Source organism: Streptomyces sp. NPDC024555 (assembly GCF_055559335.1).
Window position 1 is genome coordinate 167,049 of sequence record NZ_JBVHKV010000006.1, and the last position, 16,021, is coordinate 183,069.

At 72.1% G+C, this 16,021-nt stretch carries 14 protein-coding genes; 8 read left to right on the top strand and 6 right to left on the bottom strand.

What is annotated here, in order from left to right; translation table 11 throughout:
• Window positions 1-58 precede the first annotated feature (58 nt).
• The 3 genes from ACZ4FH_RS12290 to ybaK are packed head-to-tail and all read left to right on the top strand — an operon-like array spanning window position 59 to window position 2,360.
• Window positions 59-1,087: a hypothetical protein gene (locus tag ACZ4FH_RS12290; protein ID WP_467304206.1), complete on the top strand. Its 1,029-nt coding sequence runs from the start codon at window positions 59-61 to the stop codon at window positions 1,085-1,087.
• 5 nt (window positions 1,088-1,092) lie between these two features.
• Window positions 1,093-1,836: an LON peptidase substrate-binding domain-containing protein gene (locus ACZ4FH_RS12295; protein ID WP_383643577.1), complete on the top strand. Its 744-nt coding sequence runs from the start codon at window positions 1,093-1,095 to the stop codon at window positions 1,834-1,836.
• A 20-nt stretch (window positions 1,837-1,856) separates the two neighbouring features.
• On the top strand, window positions 1,857-2,360 hold the full coding sequence (gene ybaK, locus ACZ4FH_RS12300) for a Cys-tRNA(Pro) deacylase (protein ID WP_467304207.1): 504 nt from the start codon (window positions 1,857-1,859) through the stop codon (window positions 2,358-2,360).
• A 207-nt stretch (window positions 2,361-2,567) separates the two neighbouring features.
• Here the strand turns inward: ybaK and ACZ4FH_RS12305 are convergent, their stop codons facing one another.
• The 4 genes from ACZ4FH_RS12305 to ACZ4FH_RS12320 form a co-directional block, all read right to left on the bottom strand.
• Window positions 2,568-3,341: an ABC transporter permease gene (locus ACZ4FH_RS12305; RefSeq protein WP_467304208.1), complete on the bottom strand. Its 774-nt coding sequence runs from the start codon at window positions 3,339-3,341 to the stop codon at window positions 2,568-2,570.
• Between the two features lie 34 nt (window positions 3,342-3,375).
• Window positions 3,376-4,146, bottom strand: a complete 771-nt coding sequence (locus ACZ4FH_RS12310) for an ABC transporter permease (RefSeq protein ID WP_385111555.1) — start codon at window positions 4,144-4,146, stop codon at window positions 3,376-3,378.
• Window positions 4,147-4,214: 68 nt separating this feature from the next.
• The gene (locus ACZ4FH_RS12315; RefSeq protein WP_467304449.1) at window positions 4,215-5,189 is read right to left on the bottom strand and encodes an ABC transporter ATP-binding protein; all 975 of its coding nucleotides are present in this window, start codon (window positions 5,187-5,189) and stop codon (window positions 4,215-4,217) included.
• 209 nt (window positions 5,190-5,398) lie between these two features.
• Window positions 5,399-6,715, bottom strand: a complete 1,317-nt coding sequence (locus ACZ4FH_RS12320) for an NYN domain-containing protein (RefSeq protein WP_467304209.1) — start codon at window positions 6,713-6,715, stop codon at window positions 5,399-5,401.
• Window positions 6,716-6,975: 260 nt separating this feature from the next.
• Here ACZ4FH_RS12320 and ACZ4FH_RS12325 point away from each other — a divergent pair, with 260 nt between their 5' ends.
• The gene (locus ACZ4FH_RS12325; RefSeq protein ID WP_467304210.1) at window positions 6,976-7,155 is read left to right on the top strand and encodes a hypothetical protein; all 180 of its coding nucleotides are present in this window, start codon (window positions 6,976-6,978) and stop codon (window positions 7,153-7,155) included.
• A 96-nt stretch (window positions 7,156-7,251) separates the two neighbouring features.
• Here ACZ4FH_RS12325 and dnaE read toward each other — a convergent pair whose 3' ends face one another.
• Window positions 7,252-10,788, bottom strand: coding sequence for a DNA polymerase III subunit alpha (gene dnaE, locus ACZ4FH_RS12330; protein WP_467304211.1), 3,537 nt, complete (start codon window positions 10,786-10,788; stop codon window positions 7,252-7,254).
• Window positions 10,789-10,969: 181 nt separating this feature from the next.
• Here dnaE and ACZ4FH_RS12335 point away from each other — a divergent pair, with 181 nt between their 5' ends.
• The 4 genes from ACZ4FH_RS12335 to ACZ4FH_RS12350 all read left to right on the top strand — a co-directional run bounded on the left by ACZ4FH_RS12335 (window position 10,970) and on the right by ACZ4FH_RS12350 (window position 15,349).
• On the top strand, window positions 10,970-12,295 hold the full coding sequence (locus tag ACZ4FH_RS12335; RefSeq protein ID WP_467304212.1) for a DUF2252 domain-containing protein: 1,326 nt from the start codon (window positions 10,970-10,972) through the stop codon (window positions 12,293-12,295).
• A 102-nt stretch (window positions 12,296-12,397) separates the two neighbouring features.
• Window positions 12,398-13,129, top strand: a complete 732-nt coding sequence (locus tag ACZ4FH_RS12340) for a hypothetical protein (protein WP_467304213.1) — start codon at window positions 12,398-12,400, stop codon at window positions 13,127-13,129.
• A gap of 49 nt (window positions 13,130-13,178) precedes the next feature.
• Window positions 13,179-13,994 carry a DsbA family protein gene (locus tag ACZ4FH_RS12345; RefSeq protein ID WP_467304214.1) on the top strand — a complete coding sequence of 272 codons (816 nt, stop codon included), beginning with the start codon at window positions 13,179-13,181 and terminating at the stop codon, window positions 13,992-13,994.
• Between the two features lie 365 nt (window positions 13,995-14,359).
• Complete coding sequence (locus tag ACZ4FH_RS12350; protein ID WP_467304215.1) at window positions 14,360-15,349, top strand: zinc metalloprotease; 990 nt, start codon at window positions 14,360-14,362, stop codon at window positions 15,347-15,349.
• A gap of 71 nt (window positions 15,350-15,420) precedes the next feature.
• Here the strand turns inward: ACZ4FH_RS12350 and ACZ4FH_RS12355 are convergent, their stop codons facing one another.
• Window positions 15,421-15,990, bottom strand: a complete 570-nt coding sequence (locus ACZ4FH_RS12355) for a dienelactone hydrolase family protein (protein WP_467304216.1) — start codon at window positions 15,988-15,990, stop codon at window positions 15,421-15,423.
• Window positions 15,991-16,021: the final 31 nt, after the last annotated feature.

Here is a 16,021-nt window from a genome sequence, read left to right on the forward strand (position 1 = left end):
CACTCGGCACCAAAGCTTCACAGCACCCCTCTGGCGCCGTCCCGACCAGCGCTTTTCAATGGTCTGCACCATGTCTTTCCTCCGTGCTCTGCTCCGCACCGCGCGCATGATCCGGCCCGTGCCGGAGCTGCCCGCCGGCTGGCCGGCGGACCATGCGGTGATGCTCGACGCCCCCGACGAGCGGCTGTCGCCCGCCCTGGTGGCCGCCGCCCTCGGGGAGTACGAACCGGCGGCCAAACTGCTGGCGACCACCCGGGACGCGGCGGAGTGGGAGCTGCGGGACCGCTATCTCAACCGGCTGGTGGCCTTCGCCAGGAACCGGGACGGCTGGCTGCGGTCCTGGCTGGCCGCGGCCCCGCACGATCCCGACGCCACCCTGGTCAAGGCGCAGCTCGCCGTGGAGCGGGCCTGGGACTCGCCGGCCCGCGCCGAGCAGCTGCGCGCGGTCGGGCCGGTGATCACGGCGGCGGCGCAGGGCGATCCGCGCGATCCGGTGCCCTGGCGGCTGGCGCTGGACCACGCCCGGGGGACCCAGGCCACGCACACCACGTTCGAGGCGCTGTGGGAACAGGCCGTCCAGCGCTCCACCCACCACTACGGCTGCCATGTCGCGGCCCTTCAGTACCTCTCCGCCGCCTGGTACGGCTCGCACCGCGAGTGCTTCGACTTCGCGGAGCGGGCGGCCGAGGACGCGCTGCCCAGTTCCCTGGTGCAGGCGCTGCCGCTGCGGGCCGCCTTCGCCCTGCTGGCCGACGCCCCGGGCGCCTCGACCACCTCGGTGCAACTGGACCGGACCGACGCGGCCTGCGATCTGGCGATCGCGCTGTCCGCGTCCTTCGCGCCGGGCGACCCGTGGCCCGCCGAGGTCCGCAATCTGCTGGCGTACGTGCTGGTCGCGCGGGGTCGCTGGGCCGAGGCGCGGGAGCAGTTCGAGCGGATCGGGCCGCATGCGTCGTCGTTCCCGTGGGCGACGGTCTCGGCCGATCCGCTGGGGGTGTTCCTCGACGCGCGGGACACGGCGCGGCGGCGGGCGGCCGCCAGGAGGCCGTCCGGCGACCGGGGCCGGCCGCGCGGCCATTACGCTTGACCGCTGTGACCACCGCTCGCCTGCCCCTGTTCCCGCTGAACGCGGTGCTGTTCCCGGGCCTCGTGCTGCCGCTGAACGTCTTCGAGGAGCGCTATCGCGCCATGATGCGCGAGCTGCTGAAGACCGACGAGGACGAACCGCGCCGTTTCGCCGTGGTCGCCATCCGCGACGGCCGCGAGACCGCCCCGACGGGGGCCGGCATGCCGGACGCCGTGACGCTCCCGGCCGAACGCGGCCCGGCCGACGGTTTCGGCCCCGATCCGGTCCAGAGCTTCCACCGGGTCGGCTGCGTCGCCGACGCGGCGAAGATCCGGGAGCGCTCGGACGGCAGCTTCGAGGTGCTGGCGACCGGCACCAGCCGGGTGCGGCTGCTCTCCGTGGACGCGAGCGGCCCGTACCTCACGGCGGAGCTCGAAGAGCTGGAGGAGGACCCGGGCGAGGGCGCGGACGCGCTCGCCGACGGGGTCCTGCGGGCCTTCCGGGGCTACCAGAAGCGGCTGGCGGGCGCGAACGAGCGTTCCCTGACCACGGGGGCGGACCTCCCCGACGAGCCGTCCGTCGTCTCGTACCTGGTCGCCGCCGCCGCGGTCCTGGACATCCCCGCGAAGCAGCGGCTCCTCCAGGCCCCGGACACCGCGACCCGGCTCCGCGAGGAGCTGTCCCTGCTGCGCTCCGAGACCGCCGTCATCCGGCACCTTCCCTCGCTGCCCGCGGTGGACCTGACCCGCGCCCCGACCCACCCCAACTGAGCGACCGGAGCCTCCGTCCCGTGGCGAAGAAGCCGAAGAAGCAGACCCAGTCCGGCGGCACCCCCGCCACGGTGGCGCTGACCGCCGCGGGCACCGCCTTCACCGTGCACGCGTACGAGCACGACCCGGCGTCCGCCTCCTACGGCGAGGAGGCCGCCGAGGCCCTCGGGGTCTCCCCCGACCGCGTCTTCAAGACCCTCGTCGCCGACGTCGACGGCCGGCTGACCGTCGCCGTCGTCCCCGTGGCCGGCTCCCTCGACCTGAAGGCCCTCGCCTCCGCCGTCGGCGGCAAGCGCGCCACCATGGCCGACCCCGCCGCCGCCGAACGCACCACCGGCTACGTCCGCGGCGGCATCTCCCCCCTGGGCCAGCGCAAACGCCTCCCCACCGTCCTCGACGCCTCCGCCCGAGCCCACTCCACCATCTGCGTCTCCGCCGGCCGCCGCGGCCTGGAGGTCGAACTCTCCCCCGCCGACCTGGCCACCCTGACCTCGGCAACGTTCGCCCCGATCGGCCGCGCCTAGAACGCACACGACCCCGACCGGGAACCCACGCGCTCTCGGAGCGCGCGCGACTCCGGCCCGGAACCCCACCCTCGCTCCCACCCCGGCACAATCCAGCCCGTCCGGCGTTTGAGGACCGGGGGCCCGGGGGCAGCGCCCCCGGTTACGGGAAGGGGCGGGGAGGGGAAAGGCCCCGCGCAGCGGCACCCCCCGCACCCCGCCCCACGCTCACCCCGCGGCAGCCGGTCCAGCGGCCCCGGACGGCCCGTCACCATCGGACGCCGCGGGCGGCACAGGCGCACCGGGCGAACCGGACGCCCCGGGCCCACCAACCGCCCCCGGCCCCCCGACCGGCGCCTCCGGCGCCCCCGGCACCCCGTACACCCCCCACGGCTCCGGATCCCGGGGCCCGAACAACGCCGTCAGCCCCAGATGCACCGCCATCGCCGCCAGCGACCACGCCAGCAGCGCCCCCTTCGCATGCAGCTCCAGCGGCGCGTCGAAGATCACGCCCTTGCCGACCTCGCGCGCGTGCGCGACCACGTCGTCCGTCGGCCCGAGCCGCGTACCGAGCTGCCAGGCCAGCAGCGACCCGAGCACCCCGCCCACGGCGAGCCCGGCGACGAGCGGGATCCCGCCGCGCCGGTGGAACCAGAAGACGAGCCCCGCGGAGACCGCCCCGAAGGCCAGGCCCAGCAGCGCGAACGTGCCGTCGGCCCCGATCGCCTCCTCGCCCTCGCTGTCGCTGAGGAAGACCGCGCTGTCGTCGGAGACCAGCGGAACGCGCGGCGCCAGCCCGAGCCAGAGCAGTCCGAGGAGGATCCCGGCGACGGTCACGATGCCCGCGACGACCGCCGCGCGCCGCAGATCGGTACGGAGCGCCCCGTCGTCGTCCGTGTCCGGGACCCAGGGATGGGACCCCGTACGGCCGTCCCCTTCCGGCGGCTTCTGCCACGGGTCGTGGGGCGAGGGCTGGTGCGGCGGCGTCAGAGGTGCGGTCACCGTGCCATCGTGCCAGGCGCCCCTGTCCGCCGCCTCACCGGACCGACGCCCTGCGGTACGCCCAGGCCGCCACGGCCAGCGAGAGGACGCCCACGGCCGCGCAGACCCCGAGGTCGAGGGCGACGACCGCCCAGTCGGGCCGGGCGTCGAACGAGCGGGAGAGCGCCTCGACCCCGTACGTGGAGGGCAGCAGGTCCCGGGCCCAGCCCACCGGCCCCGGCAGCCGGTCGGCCGGCAGGACGCCCAGCAGCAGCGCCGCGGACATGCCGAGCTGGCCGAGCAGCGTGGCCAGTTCCTGGCGCGGGGCGAGCAGCCCGAGCGCGGCCCCGAGCCCGGAGAGCGCCGCCCCGGAGAGCGGGACGACGGCGACGAGCACCCAGAGATGGGCCATCGGCAGCCCGAACAGCACACTTCCGGCCACGGCCGTCACCACCGTGCCGGGCACGGTGAAGGAGGCGTACGCGCCGGCCGCTCCGAGCACCACGGCCGCGGGCGGCACCGGCAGCGTCGCGTAGTGGTCGAGCCCGCCGGCCGCCCGCAGCTGCCCGAAGTACTGGGCGAGCAGGTTCAGCGCGACGAAGGCGACGACCAGGACGCTGGATCCGGCCACCACCGCGCGCGCCTCGGCCCCGCCGTCCACGACTCCGCGCATCAGGACCATGATCCCGACGGACTGGAAGGTCGCCACGAAGAGCAGCGGGATCCGGGCCACCCGGGCCCGGCTGAGCTGCGCGCGGTAGACCGCGGCGAGGGAGGGGAACAGCCGGGCCCGGGGCGCCAGCGGCGCGGGCCCGGCTCCGGGCACGGGGCCCGTCCCGTCCGCCCCGTCCGTCCCGGAGGTCCCGGTGGCCCCGGCCACCGCACTGATCGCGTTCACGCCTTCACCAGTCCCTGCGTCGCTCCCCCGCCGAGCGCGAGATAGACATCCTCCAGGCTGGGGGTCGCCAGGGTGAAGTCGTCGAGGGCGGCGAAGGCCGCGCCGCCGGTCACCGCGGCGACCGCGGCCCGTGCCTCGTCGGGTCCGAGCCGCAGCACCCAGCGCCGCCCGGACTCCTGGGCCGAGGCCCGCAGGGCGGCGACCTCGGGCACGTCCAGCGGCGCCCGTTCCCGCCACACCAGCTCCACCCGCACCTCCCCGGCGACGCGTTCCTTGAGTCCGGCCGGGGTGTCGCAGGCGATGACCCGGCCGCGTTCGACCACGGCGACCCGGTCGAGCACGGTCTCCGCCTCGATGACGTTGTGGGTGACCAGCACCACCGTCGCTCCGCGCTCCGCGCGCCGCCGGTCGACGGCGGCCCAGACGGCGCGCCGGGCGACGGGGTCCATCCCGGTCGTCGGCTCGTCGAGGATCAGCACCGGCCGCTCCCCGACCAGCGCGGCGGCCACGCACGCGAGCCTGCGCTGCCCGCCGGAGAGCTTCTTCAGCGGGCGGGCGGCGAGGTCGGTGAGGCCGAGTTCGGCGAGGACGGCGTCGCGTTCGGCGCGGGCCTCTCGCACGGGCAGTCCGCGGAGCCGGCCGGTGGTCTCGGCGGCGAGCCCGACCGTCAGCTCGTCGAGCGCGGTCGACTCCTGGCCGAGGTAGCCGATGAGCCGGGAGGCCCGGTCGGGGTGGCGCACCAGATCGTGGCCGAGAATGTGGATGGAGCCCGCGTCGGGCCGCATGAGTCCGGTGAGCTGGCGCACGAGGGTGGACTTTCCGGCGCCGTTGGGGCCGAGCAGTCCGAAGATCTCACCGCGCCGGACGTCCAGGCTGATGCCGTCGGTCGCCCGTACCTCGGGGGTGGCGGGCGTCCCGCGCCGGCCCCGGGCCGCGGGGTAGGTCTTGACCAGATCCCGCACCGCGCACACGGTGCCGTCCGCCGTCTGCGCCTGTGCTGTGCCCGTACTCACGAGGTACGAGGGTACGGGGTCGGGAGCGCCGCATGACGCCCGGGGCCGCACCAATCGGACATCGACGCACGGGACGCCGACGGGGTTGAGCGGTGCGGATACCGATGCGGTCTCGGAGCGTCCGGGCGAGCCCCCGCCGGACCCGGGCACGGGGCTCGCCGGCACGCTCAGTCGCCGGAGGACACCGCACGCTCGGGCTGGGCGGCGGCCGGGGCCTGCCGCTCGCCTGCGGGGGCGTGCTCCGGTTCGGTGGTGATGTCGATCTCGCGCCAGAATCCGGCCCGGATCGCGTAGCGGTCGTGCTCGTCGATCTGGTCGTCCTTGTGGGCGAGGAGTCCGAAGCGGGCCGCGTACCGGAGCAGTTCGCCGTCGATGCGGTGCGGGATGCGCGGGTAGAGCGCCGACAGCTTCGCGATGTGGACGGCTTCGGGCAGCCGTTCCATCCAGCGGCGGGCGAAGACCTGCCCCACCTCGAAGGGGTCGCCGCCGACCGTGGTGATGTCCTCCTCGCGGTCCGCCCAGCGCTGCTCGGCGCTGGTGAGCTGCGCGAGCGTGGGCAGGGACGCGGTCTCGGGCGGCTCGCCGACCGGGCCGCCGCGCTCCACCCAGCCCCGGTCGGAGGACCACCGCAGGGTGGCTCCGGACGGGGCGGCGACGGGGTGCGGGGCGGCGGGCTGGGGGGCCGGGCCGCGCAGGGTGCCGGCCAGGTCCTTGGGGGTGGGGACGCCCCGGCCGCCGTGGGTCTGCGGGGCGGGGGCGGGGGCCGGGCCGGCCGGGGTGGTGCGCCCGCCGGGGGCGGCGGCCTCCGCCCGTGCCTCGGAGGCCCGTTCGGCGGAGGCGGCGAGGGCGGCCTCGGGCAGCGGGGCGGAGAGGATCGCGGCGATCTCGGGGCGCGGCACGGGCGGGGGCGCGCAGCCGCCGCCGGTCTCCTTGGCGCGGACGGCCCGGGTGATCCAGGCACGGTCCAGGACGCGGCGTTCGTCGGCCTCGGCGACCAGGTCCTCGGACTGGTTGTAGTCGCCGTCGGCGGCCTGGACGGCCCAGAGGTGGACGGCGACGCCGTGCTCCTTGGCGGACATCAGTCCGGGCAGCAGGTCGCCGTCGCCGGTGACCAGGACGACGTCGGAGCAGGCCCGGTTCCGGGCCAGTTCGGTCAGCTCGGCGTGCATGGCCGCGTCGACGCCCTTCTGCGCCCACCGCCCGTCGCTGCGGGTGAGGGCGCCCAGCCGCACGGTCACGCGCGGCATGACGCGCAGTCTGCGGTGCTCGGGCTGGGGTACGCGGTCGGGGGCGCCGTCGAACCAGTAGATCCGCAGGAGCGGCTGGGCGGTGTCGGCCTCGGCCCGCTCGCGCAGCCCCTGGATCAGGGCGGCGTGGTCGACCGTGATGCGGGAACGGGCGGGCTCCCCGGCCAGCAGGCTCGCGGCCGCGCCCAGCAGGTAGCCGGCGTCCACCAGGACGACGCAACGGTCCACGCGTTCCACCCTCTTCCAGGAATTCGGGAACGGACCCGGCGGATCCGCCTCGTGGGGGAAGGGGCGGGCCGCTCACTCAGGGTTTCCTTCGAGTCTGCCCGACCACGCGGAGGTTAACGGCCGGAACTGGATCATCGGCGTGGCGGATCGTGAAAAGGGCGCATGATACCCCCTCGCTACGCACGGTAATGATCCAACATGCGATGTATATCCGATTATGTGAATCTGACAGCGGTCCTGGCCCCGAGAGTCCCCACAGGAGGAACACCATGGCCAAGAACAAGAACCGCAAGCAGGGCGGACAGCAGGTTCGCGCGTCCGAGTCGGAGCAGGGCGCGCAGGACGCGCGTTCCAGCTCCTTCGAGTCGCAGAACCAGGCCCAGGCGCAGGCCCAGGGCAGCCCTGCCGATGTTGCGCGTAAGCATCAGCGGCGCTTCGGCCACAACTGACCGGACTTCTCCGGTACGGCCACAGGCCGGTAGCCGGGAGGGGCGCACCCGCTGTCGCGGGGCGCCCCTCCCGTGCGTGCGGGTGCGGGCGGCGGCTCAGCCGGCCAGGCAGGACGGGCCGAGGAGCACCTTCAGGTCGCCGAAGAGCGCCGGGTCGGGCTGCACCCGGTGGCGGTCGAGCCGGAGCACGGTGGTCTTGCGGGGGCCCTGGAGCTTGATCCGGACCTCGGTGTTGCCCCGGTGGTTGCTGAGCACCTCGCCGAGCCGGCTGACCATGGGCGGGGTGATCTTGACCGTGGGGATGGTCAGGACGACCGGGGCGTTGGTCCCCGCCGAGGACAGGTCCGGGACCTGCATCTCCATGGCGACGAGCCGGGGGACGTCCTCGCGCTTGTCGAGCCGGCCCTTGACGAAGACGACGGTGTCCTCGACGAGCTGGGTGGAGACCAGCTGGTAGGTGGCGGGGAAGAACATGCACTCGATCGAGCCGGCCAGGTCCTCGACGGTGGCGATGGCCCAGGCGTTGCCCTGCTTGGTCATCTTGCGCTGGAGGCCGGAGATGATGCCGCCCACGGTGACGATCGCGCCGTCGCTGTGCTCGCCGCCCATGAGCTGGGCGATCGCGGCGTCGGCCTTGTCGCTCAGCACGTGCTCGATGCCGAAGAGCGGGTGGTCGGAGACGTAGAGCCCGAGCATCTCGCGCTCCTGGGCCAGCAGATAGGACTTATCCCACTCGATGTCGGAGAACTCCACGTCGAGCCCGAAGGCCGGCTCGTCGCTGCCCTCGTCGCCGCCGCCGAAGAGGTCGAACTGTCCCTCGGCCTCCTTGCGCTTGACCTGCACCACGTTGTCGATCATGGACTCGTGGTGGGCGACGAGGCCCTTGCGGGTGTGGCCCATCTCGTCGAAGGCACCGGCCTTGATGAGCGATTCCACGGTCCGCTTGTTGCAGACGACCGCCTCGACCTTGTCCAGGAAGTCCGGGAAGGTGCTGTACTTCCCCTTCGCCTTGCGGCACCGGATGATCGAGTCCACGACGTTCTGGCCGACGTTCCGGACGGCCGTCAGACCGAAGAGGATGACGTCGTCGCCCTGGGCGGCGAAGTTGGACTCCGACTCGTTGACGTTCGGCGGGAGCACCTTGATGCCCATGCGCCGGCACTCGTTGAGGTAGACCGCGGACTTGTCCTTGTCGTCCTTGACCGAGGTGAGCAGCGCCGCCATGTACTCGGCGGGGTAGTTCGCCTTGAGGTACGCGGTCCAGTAGGTGACCAGCCCGTACGCGGAGGAGTGCGCCTTGTTGAAGGCGTAGCCGGCGAACGGCACCAGCACGTCCCAGAGCGCCTTGATCGCCTCGTCCGAGAAGCCGTTCTTCTTGGCGCCCGCCTCGAAGAGGACGAAGTTCTTCGCCAGCTCCTCGGGCTTCTTCTTGCCCATCACGCGGCGCAGGATGTCGGCCTCGCCGAGCGAGTAGCCGGCGACGATCTGGGCGGCCTTCTGCACCTGCTCCTGGTACACGATCAGGCCGTAGGTGAGGCCGAGGACCTCCTTGAGGGGCTCCTCCAGCTCCGGGTGGATCGGGGTGATCTCCTGGCGGCCGTTCTTGCGCTCGGCGTAGTTCGTGTGCGAGTTCATGCCCATCGGGCCCGGCCGGTAGAGGGCCGAGACGGCGGAGATGTCCTCGAAGTTGTCGGGCTGCATCTGGCGGAGCAGGGAGCGCATCGGCCCGCCGTCGAACTGGAACACCCCGAGCGTGTCGCCGCGGCAGAGCAGTTCGTAGGTCTTGGGGTCGTCCAGCGGCAGGGCGAGCATCTCCAGGTCGATGCCCTTGTTGGCCTTCACCATCTTGATGGCGTCGTCCATGATCGTCAGGTTGCGCAGCCCGAGGAAGTCCATCTTCAGCAGGCCGAGCGACTCGCACTGCGGGTAGTCCCACTGCGTGATGGTGACGCCGTCGGTGTGCCGCACCCAGACCGGGGCGTGGTCGACGATCGGTTCGCTGGACATGATCACGCCGGCGGCGTGCACGCCCATCTGCCGGACCAGACCCTCGACGCCCTTCGCGGTGTCGATGACCTTCTGGACGTCCGGCTCGTTCTCGTACATCCCCCGGATCTCGCCCGCCTCGCTGTAGCGCGGGTGCTTGGGGTCGGTGATGCCGCTGAGGTCGATGCCCTTGCCGAGGACGTCGGCGGGCATGGCCTTGGTGAGCCGGTCGCCCATCGCGTAGGGGTAGCCGAGGACGCGGGCGGAGTCCTTGATGGCGTTCTTGGCCTTGATCTTGCCGTAGGTGCCGATCATGGCGACCTTGTCGGCGCCGTACTTCTCGGTGACGTACCGGATGACCTCCACGCGCCGGCGTTCGTCGAAGTCGATGTCGACGTCGGGCATGGAGACGCGCTCCGGGTTGAGGAAGCGCTCGAAGATCAGCCCGTGCTGGATCGGGTCGAGGTCGGTGATGCCCATGGCGTACGCCACGATCGAACCGGCCGCGGAGCCTCGGCCGGGGCCGACCGCGATGCCGTTGTTCTTGGCCCACATGATGAAGTCGGCGACGACGAGGAAGTACCCCGGGAACCCCATCTGGATGATGATGTCCATCTCGTACTCGACCTGCTTCTGCCGGTCCTCGGGGACTCCGCCCGGGTAGCGGCGGGCCATGCCCACCCGGACCTCCTCCTGGAACCAGGTGACCTCGGTGAAGCCCTCCGGGATCTCGAACTTCGGCATCAGGTCGCGCTTCTCGAACATCCCGGTGGTGTCGATCTGCTGCGCGACCAGCAGGGTGTTGGCGCACCCCTGCTGCCAGGCGTCCGAGGAGTCGACGGCGTACATCTCGTCCGTCGTCTTGAGGTAGTAGCCGGTGCCGTCGAAGCGGAAGCGGTCGGGGTCGGAGAGGTTCTTGCCGGTCTGGATGCAGAGCAGCGCGTCGTGCGCGGTCGCCTCGCTGGCGTAGGTGTAGTGCGAGTCGTTCGTCACCAGCGGCGGGATGTTCAGCTTCTTGCCGATCTCCAGCAGCCCGTCGCGGACCCGGCGCTCGATCTCGATGCCGTGGTCCATCAGCTCCAGGAAGTACCGGTCCTGGCCGAAGATGTCCTTGTAGTCGGAGGCGGCCTGGACGGCCTCGTCGAACTGCCCGAGCCGCAGCCGGGTCTGCACCTCGCCGGAGGGGCAGCCGGTGGAGGCGATCAGGCCCTCGGACCACTGCGCGATGGTCTCCTTGTCCATGCGCGGCCACTTCTGGAGCCAGCCCTCGGCGTAGGCGTCGGAGGACAGCTTGAAGAGGTTGTGCAGCCCGGTGTTGTTCGCCGCCCAGATCGTCTTGTGGGTGTAACCGCCGGAACCGGAGATGTCGTCGCGCTTCTGGTGCGGCTGGCCCCAGAGGATCTTGCGCTTGTGCTTGCGCGACTCGGGCGCGACGTACGCCTCGATGCCGATGATCGGCGTCACACCCGCCTTCTGCGCGGAGTGGAAGAAGTCGTACGCCCCGTGCAGGTTGCCGTGGTCGGTCATGGCGATATGGGACATGCCCATCTCGTTGCACGCCTCGAACATGTCCTTGAGCCGCGCGGCACCGTCCAGCAGCGAGTACTGGGTGTGGACGTGAAGGTGCGTGAAAGGCGGCTTGGTCACGGCGCTGTGCCTCCGGGGGAACACGGGATCACGGGCTGGGGGGACAGCGTGGAAGTCTACGTCTCCCGGGTCACGAGTGACGGGCACTCCGCGATACGGTCGCGCGTTGGAAGGGCGGGGACACCCGTCCCTTTTGTCATGTACTTCGTCATGCAGGCCCGGTACCAGGAGGCACCCAGAGATGTCGGACACGCAGACCGGCGCAGCGTCGCGCGGGGAGCAGATCCTTGAGGTCTTCGACACGGCGTTCGGGGAGCTGCTGGCGGCCGACCCGGCCGCGTTCCGGGTGAAGTTCCGCAAGATGGCCGGCTCCGCCTTCGCGTTCTACCGGGGCACGGCCTGCCTCTTCTACCACGACCTGGCGCGCGAGCGGCACGGCGGCCCGTATCTGGACGAGCGCACCGGCCGGGTGTGGATCCACGGCGATCTGCACGCGGAGAACTTCGGCACCTACATGGACGCCAACGGCCGGCTGATCTTCAATGTGAACGACTTCGACGAGGCCTACGTCGGCCCCTTCACCTGGGACCTCAAGCGGTTCGCCGCCTCGGTCGCCCTGATCGGGTACGCGAAGGCGCTGGGCGACGAGCAGATCAGCGGCCTGGTCCGGGTGTACGCGGCGGCCTACCGGGAGCGGATCCACGCGCTGGCGACGGGCGCGAAGAGCACCGAGGTGCCGCCGTTCACGCTGGACACCGCCGAGGGCCCGCTGCTGGGCGCCCTGCGCGCCGCCCGTTCGCTGACCCGGTTCTCGCTGCTGGACTCGATGACCGAGATCCGGGAGTACGAGCGCCGGTTCACGGAGGGCGGCGGCGCGATCGACCTGGACGCGGCCACGCGCTACAAAGTGCTCGCCGCCTTCGACGGCTATCTGGAGACGCTGCCGGAGTCCAGCCTGACCCGCCCGGACTCCTACCGGGTCAAGGACGTCGTGGGGCGGCGCGGGATCGGCATCGGCTCGGCCGGCCTGCCCTCGTACAACATCCTTCTGGAGGGCAACAGCGACGCCCTGGAGAACGATGTGGTGATCTACCTCAAGCAGGCGCAGACCCCGGCCGTCTCGCGGCACGTCACGGACCCGGCGGTGCGGGGGTACTTCCAGCACGAGGGGCACCGCACGGTGATCTCGCAGCGCGCCCTCCAGGCCCACGCCGACCCGTGGCTGGGCTGGACCGAGCTGGACGGGGCCGGCCAGCTGGTCGCCGAGGTCTCGCCGTACGCGGTGGACCTGGACTGGTCCGACATCGACGAGCCCGACGAGATCGCGGCGGTCGTCGCCGACCTCGGCCGGGCGACGGCGACGATGCACGCGGCGGCGGACGACGAGAGCGGCCACTCGCTCGTGCCGTACTCGACGGAGCGGGCGATCGACGCGGCCGTCGCGGCCGACGAGGAGGGCTTCGGCGAGCTGCTGGTCGATTTCGCCCACTCCTACGGGGCGCGGGCGCGGGCGGACCACCAGATCTTCGTGGACCTCTTCCGCAACGGGCGCATCCCCGGGCTCTGAGCCCCCGGACGCCTCCTCCGGCACCCGGCCCCGTGGGCCTTCCCACGGGCCGGGGCCCCCTTTAGCGTTCGCTTACAGGTTCGCATGCGACACTCCAGGGCGATGGACATATCCGGGACGCAGCTCAGACTCGTGCGCGCGGCGCTCTTCACAGCGCTCGTCGTGACGCTCTCGGCTGCCTCCCATGTGCTGCTCTCCCGGGTCCCGCTGCCGCTGACCCTGGTCGCGGTGCTGGCCGGCGCGGTCTTCGTGACGGCGTTCGCGCTGGCGGGCCGGGAGCGCGGCTTCGGGGCCATCGCCGGGCTGCTGGTCCCGCTGGAGCTGGCCGCCGACACCGTCTTCACCACCGGCCAGCACGTCTGTTACGGGGCGGCCGGCGGCCCGATAGCGGGGCCGCTGCGTTCGGTGGGCGTCGACGTGCTCTGCGGCGGCGGCGACGTCGGACCGGCCGCGACGGGCCTCGGCGGCGTCGGTGACATGAGCACCCCGCTGGCCTCGGTGACCGCGGGCGGCCACGGCGCCGCCGCGCTGCTGGCCTCGCCGGGCCCCCTGGTGCCGTGGCTGCTGCTGGCCGCGCATGTGGCGGTCGGGCTGCTCGCGGCCGCCTGGCTGCACCGCGGCGAGCGGGCCCTGGCCGGTGCGCTGGGCGCGTTCGCCCTGATGGCGTTCCGGCCGCTGCTGATCGCGGTGGCCGTCGCCGGGACGGCCGGCCGCTCCGTGCGCCCGCGGGTCCGGGCCCTCGGCCGCGGCCCGCACCCGTCGCTCCGCACCCGGCTCCTCGTGCACTCCGTGGGACGGAGGGGACCGCCGTACTCGGCCGGCGTCACCGCCTGAGCACGTACGTCCCTGATCACGCACCACCCGCACCCACGGAGACCTCACCATGAGCAAGCGCAACAGCCAGGCCAACAAGTCCGCCGCCCGCGAGCGGATGCGCGTCGAGCGCGAGCGCCAGGCCAAGAAGGACAAGGCCCGCCGCCAGGTCGTCGTCGGCGTCTCGGTCGTCGCGGCCCTCGCCGTCGCCGGCGGCGTGGCGTACGGCGTCATGCAGATGAACAAGCCGGGCCACTGGGAGGACGCGGCCAAGTCCGGCAGCGTCACCGCCCCGAAGAACACCACGGGCGAGAACGGCACGACCGTCGTGATCGGCAAGGACTCCGCCAAGAAGACCCTGGAGCTGTACGAGGACTCCCGCTGCCCGATCTGCGCCTCCTTCGAGCAGACCGTCGGCGACACCGTCCACAAGGACGTGGACGCCGGCAAGTACAAGGTCAAGTACATCGGTGCCACGTTCATCGACAACAGCGACAACGGCGAGGGCTCGAAGAACGCGCTGAGCGCCCTGGGTGCGGCGCTCGACGTGAGCCCGCAGGCCTTCCTCGACTACAAGTTCGCGCTCTACTCGGCGAAGTACCACCCGCAGGAGACCGACGACAAGTTCAAGGACGACTCGTACCTGATCAAGGTCGCCGACACGGTGGACGCGCTGAAGGGCAACGCCGCCTTCCAGAAGAACGTCAAGGACGGCACGTACGACGCCTGGGCGATGAAGATGTCCGCCGCCTTCGACAAGAGCGGTGTCCAGGGCACCCCGACCCTGAAGATGGACGGCAAGGCGCTGACCGGTTCGGACGGGAAGAACGCCCCGATGACCGTGGCGGACTTCACCACCGCGATCACCGCCGCGCTGAAGGGCTGACCCTCTCCGCGGCACGCCGGGCGGCGCGGACCCCCTCGGGGGTGCGCGCCGCCCGTCGCGCGTCCCGATCCGTGCGGACCGTCGGATTCCGGCCAGGGCGACGCGTGTTGACGGGGGATGACGGTCCCGCGTCGGGCGTTTTTCGGTACGGATCCAATGCGGACACACCGCCCTCCGGGATCGGCCCATGAGATGACGTCCGTCTCTCAAACTCCCGGGCGGGCAGAAGATTTTCTTCCCGTTGCCCGATTCGCCCCATGAATGATTGGGCCGAATCGATTCTCCCCCACACATGACATGCCCACGTAATCTCCCGGCGGCAGGTGAGGAAATCCCTCCCCCCACACCCTCTGCTAGGAGTCCTCGTGCGCACTCTCGCCCGTGTATCCCCGCTCCTGCGTCACCGTGCGTTCGGCACCGCCCTGCTGGCCGGAACCCTGGCCCTGGCCCCCCTCACCGTCTCCTCGGGCGCCTCGGCGGCCTCCGGCACCACGACCGCCGCCTCGGCCGACGACTGTGCCGGCACGACCGCCCCGGCCGCCGCCCGCGAGGCCCGCCCCTCGGGCACGAAGCACGCCTCGGACCCCAATGAGGTGTCCACCGCCCAGGCCGCCGCCATGGACCGGCAGATGCGGCAGAGACTCGCCGAGCGGCGGGTCAGCGGCCCCTCGCTGGCCGCCGGCGCGACCATCCCGGTGTACTTCCACGTCATCCACTCCGGCACTGCGGGCAAGCTCAGCGCCTCCGCCATCAGCTCCCAGATGAGCGTGCTCAACGCCGCCTACGCCGGCCAGGGCACCGGCAACACCCCCACCGGCTTCCAGTTCACTCTGGCCGGGACCGACTACACGGACAACTCCACCTGGTACAACGTCTCGGACGGCACCTCCGCCGAGCGGGCCATGAAGACGGCCCTGCGCAAGGGCGGCAAGAACGCCCTCAACGTCTACACCGCCAACCTCGGCGGCGGGCTGCTCGGCTGGGCGACCTTCCCCAGCTCCTACAGCTCCAGCCCCTCCATGGACGGCGTGGTGATCCTGAACTCCTCGCTGCCCGGCGGCTCCGCCACCAACTACAACCAGGGCGACACCGCGACGCACGAGGTCGGCCACTGGATGGGGCTCTACCACACGTTCCAGGGCGGCTGCAACGGCAACGGCGACTACGTCTCCGACACCCCCGCGGAGTCGAGCCCCGCGTACGAGTGCCCGACCGGGCGCGACTCCTGCACCAACAAGACGGGCGTGGACCCGATCCACAACTTCATGGACTACACCTACGACTCCTGCATGTACCAGTTCACGGCGGGCCAGGTGCAGCGGATGAGCGACAGCTGGACCGCGTACCGCGGCTGACCACCGGGTACGCAGGAGGCCCCGCGCGGCGGCGCGGGGCCTCTCGGTGTTCCGGCCGGGTCGGCCGGGCGTCAGAGCGTGGCGAGGAAGCCGATCGCGACCTTCCACGCCAGCTCCGCCGCCTCCCGGTCGAAGTCCGGCAGCTCGGGGTCGGTGAACAGATGGCCCGCGCCGGGGTAGCGGTAGATCTCGACGTCGGCCCCGGTCCGCTGCATCTGCAGGTACCAGGAGTTCAGCCAGTCGGCCGTCTCGAACACATCGGGGTCCGCGACGTGCAGCTGCACCGGCAGCTCGTCCACCGAGGCGTTCTCCGCGATGTCCGAGGTGCCGTGGAACAGCAGCAGCCCGCGGGCCTTCGCGTCCCCGAGCGCCAGCGTCTGGGCGACGGACGCGCCGAGCGAGAACCCCGCGTAGACCAGTCCCCGGTCGGAGTAGGGCGCGGCGGCCAGCACGGCCCGCTTCAGCAGCTCCTCCTTGCCGGTCTCCTCCTTGAAGGCCAGCCCCTCCTCGACGGATTCGAAGGTGTGTCCCGCGAAGAGATCGGGCACGTGCACCTCATGCCCGACGGCACGCAGCCGGTCGGCCGCCGCGTGCACCGCGGGGCGCAGGCCGTACGTCGAGTGGAAAAGCATGATGTTCATGGGGCCATGGTGCCAGCCGGGGCCCCGTCCG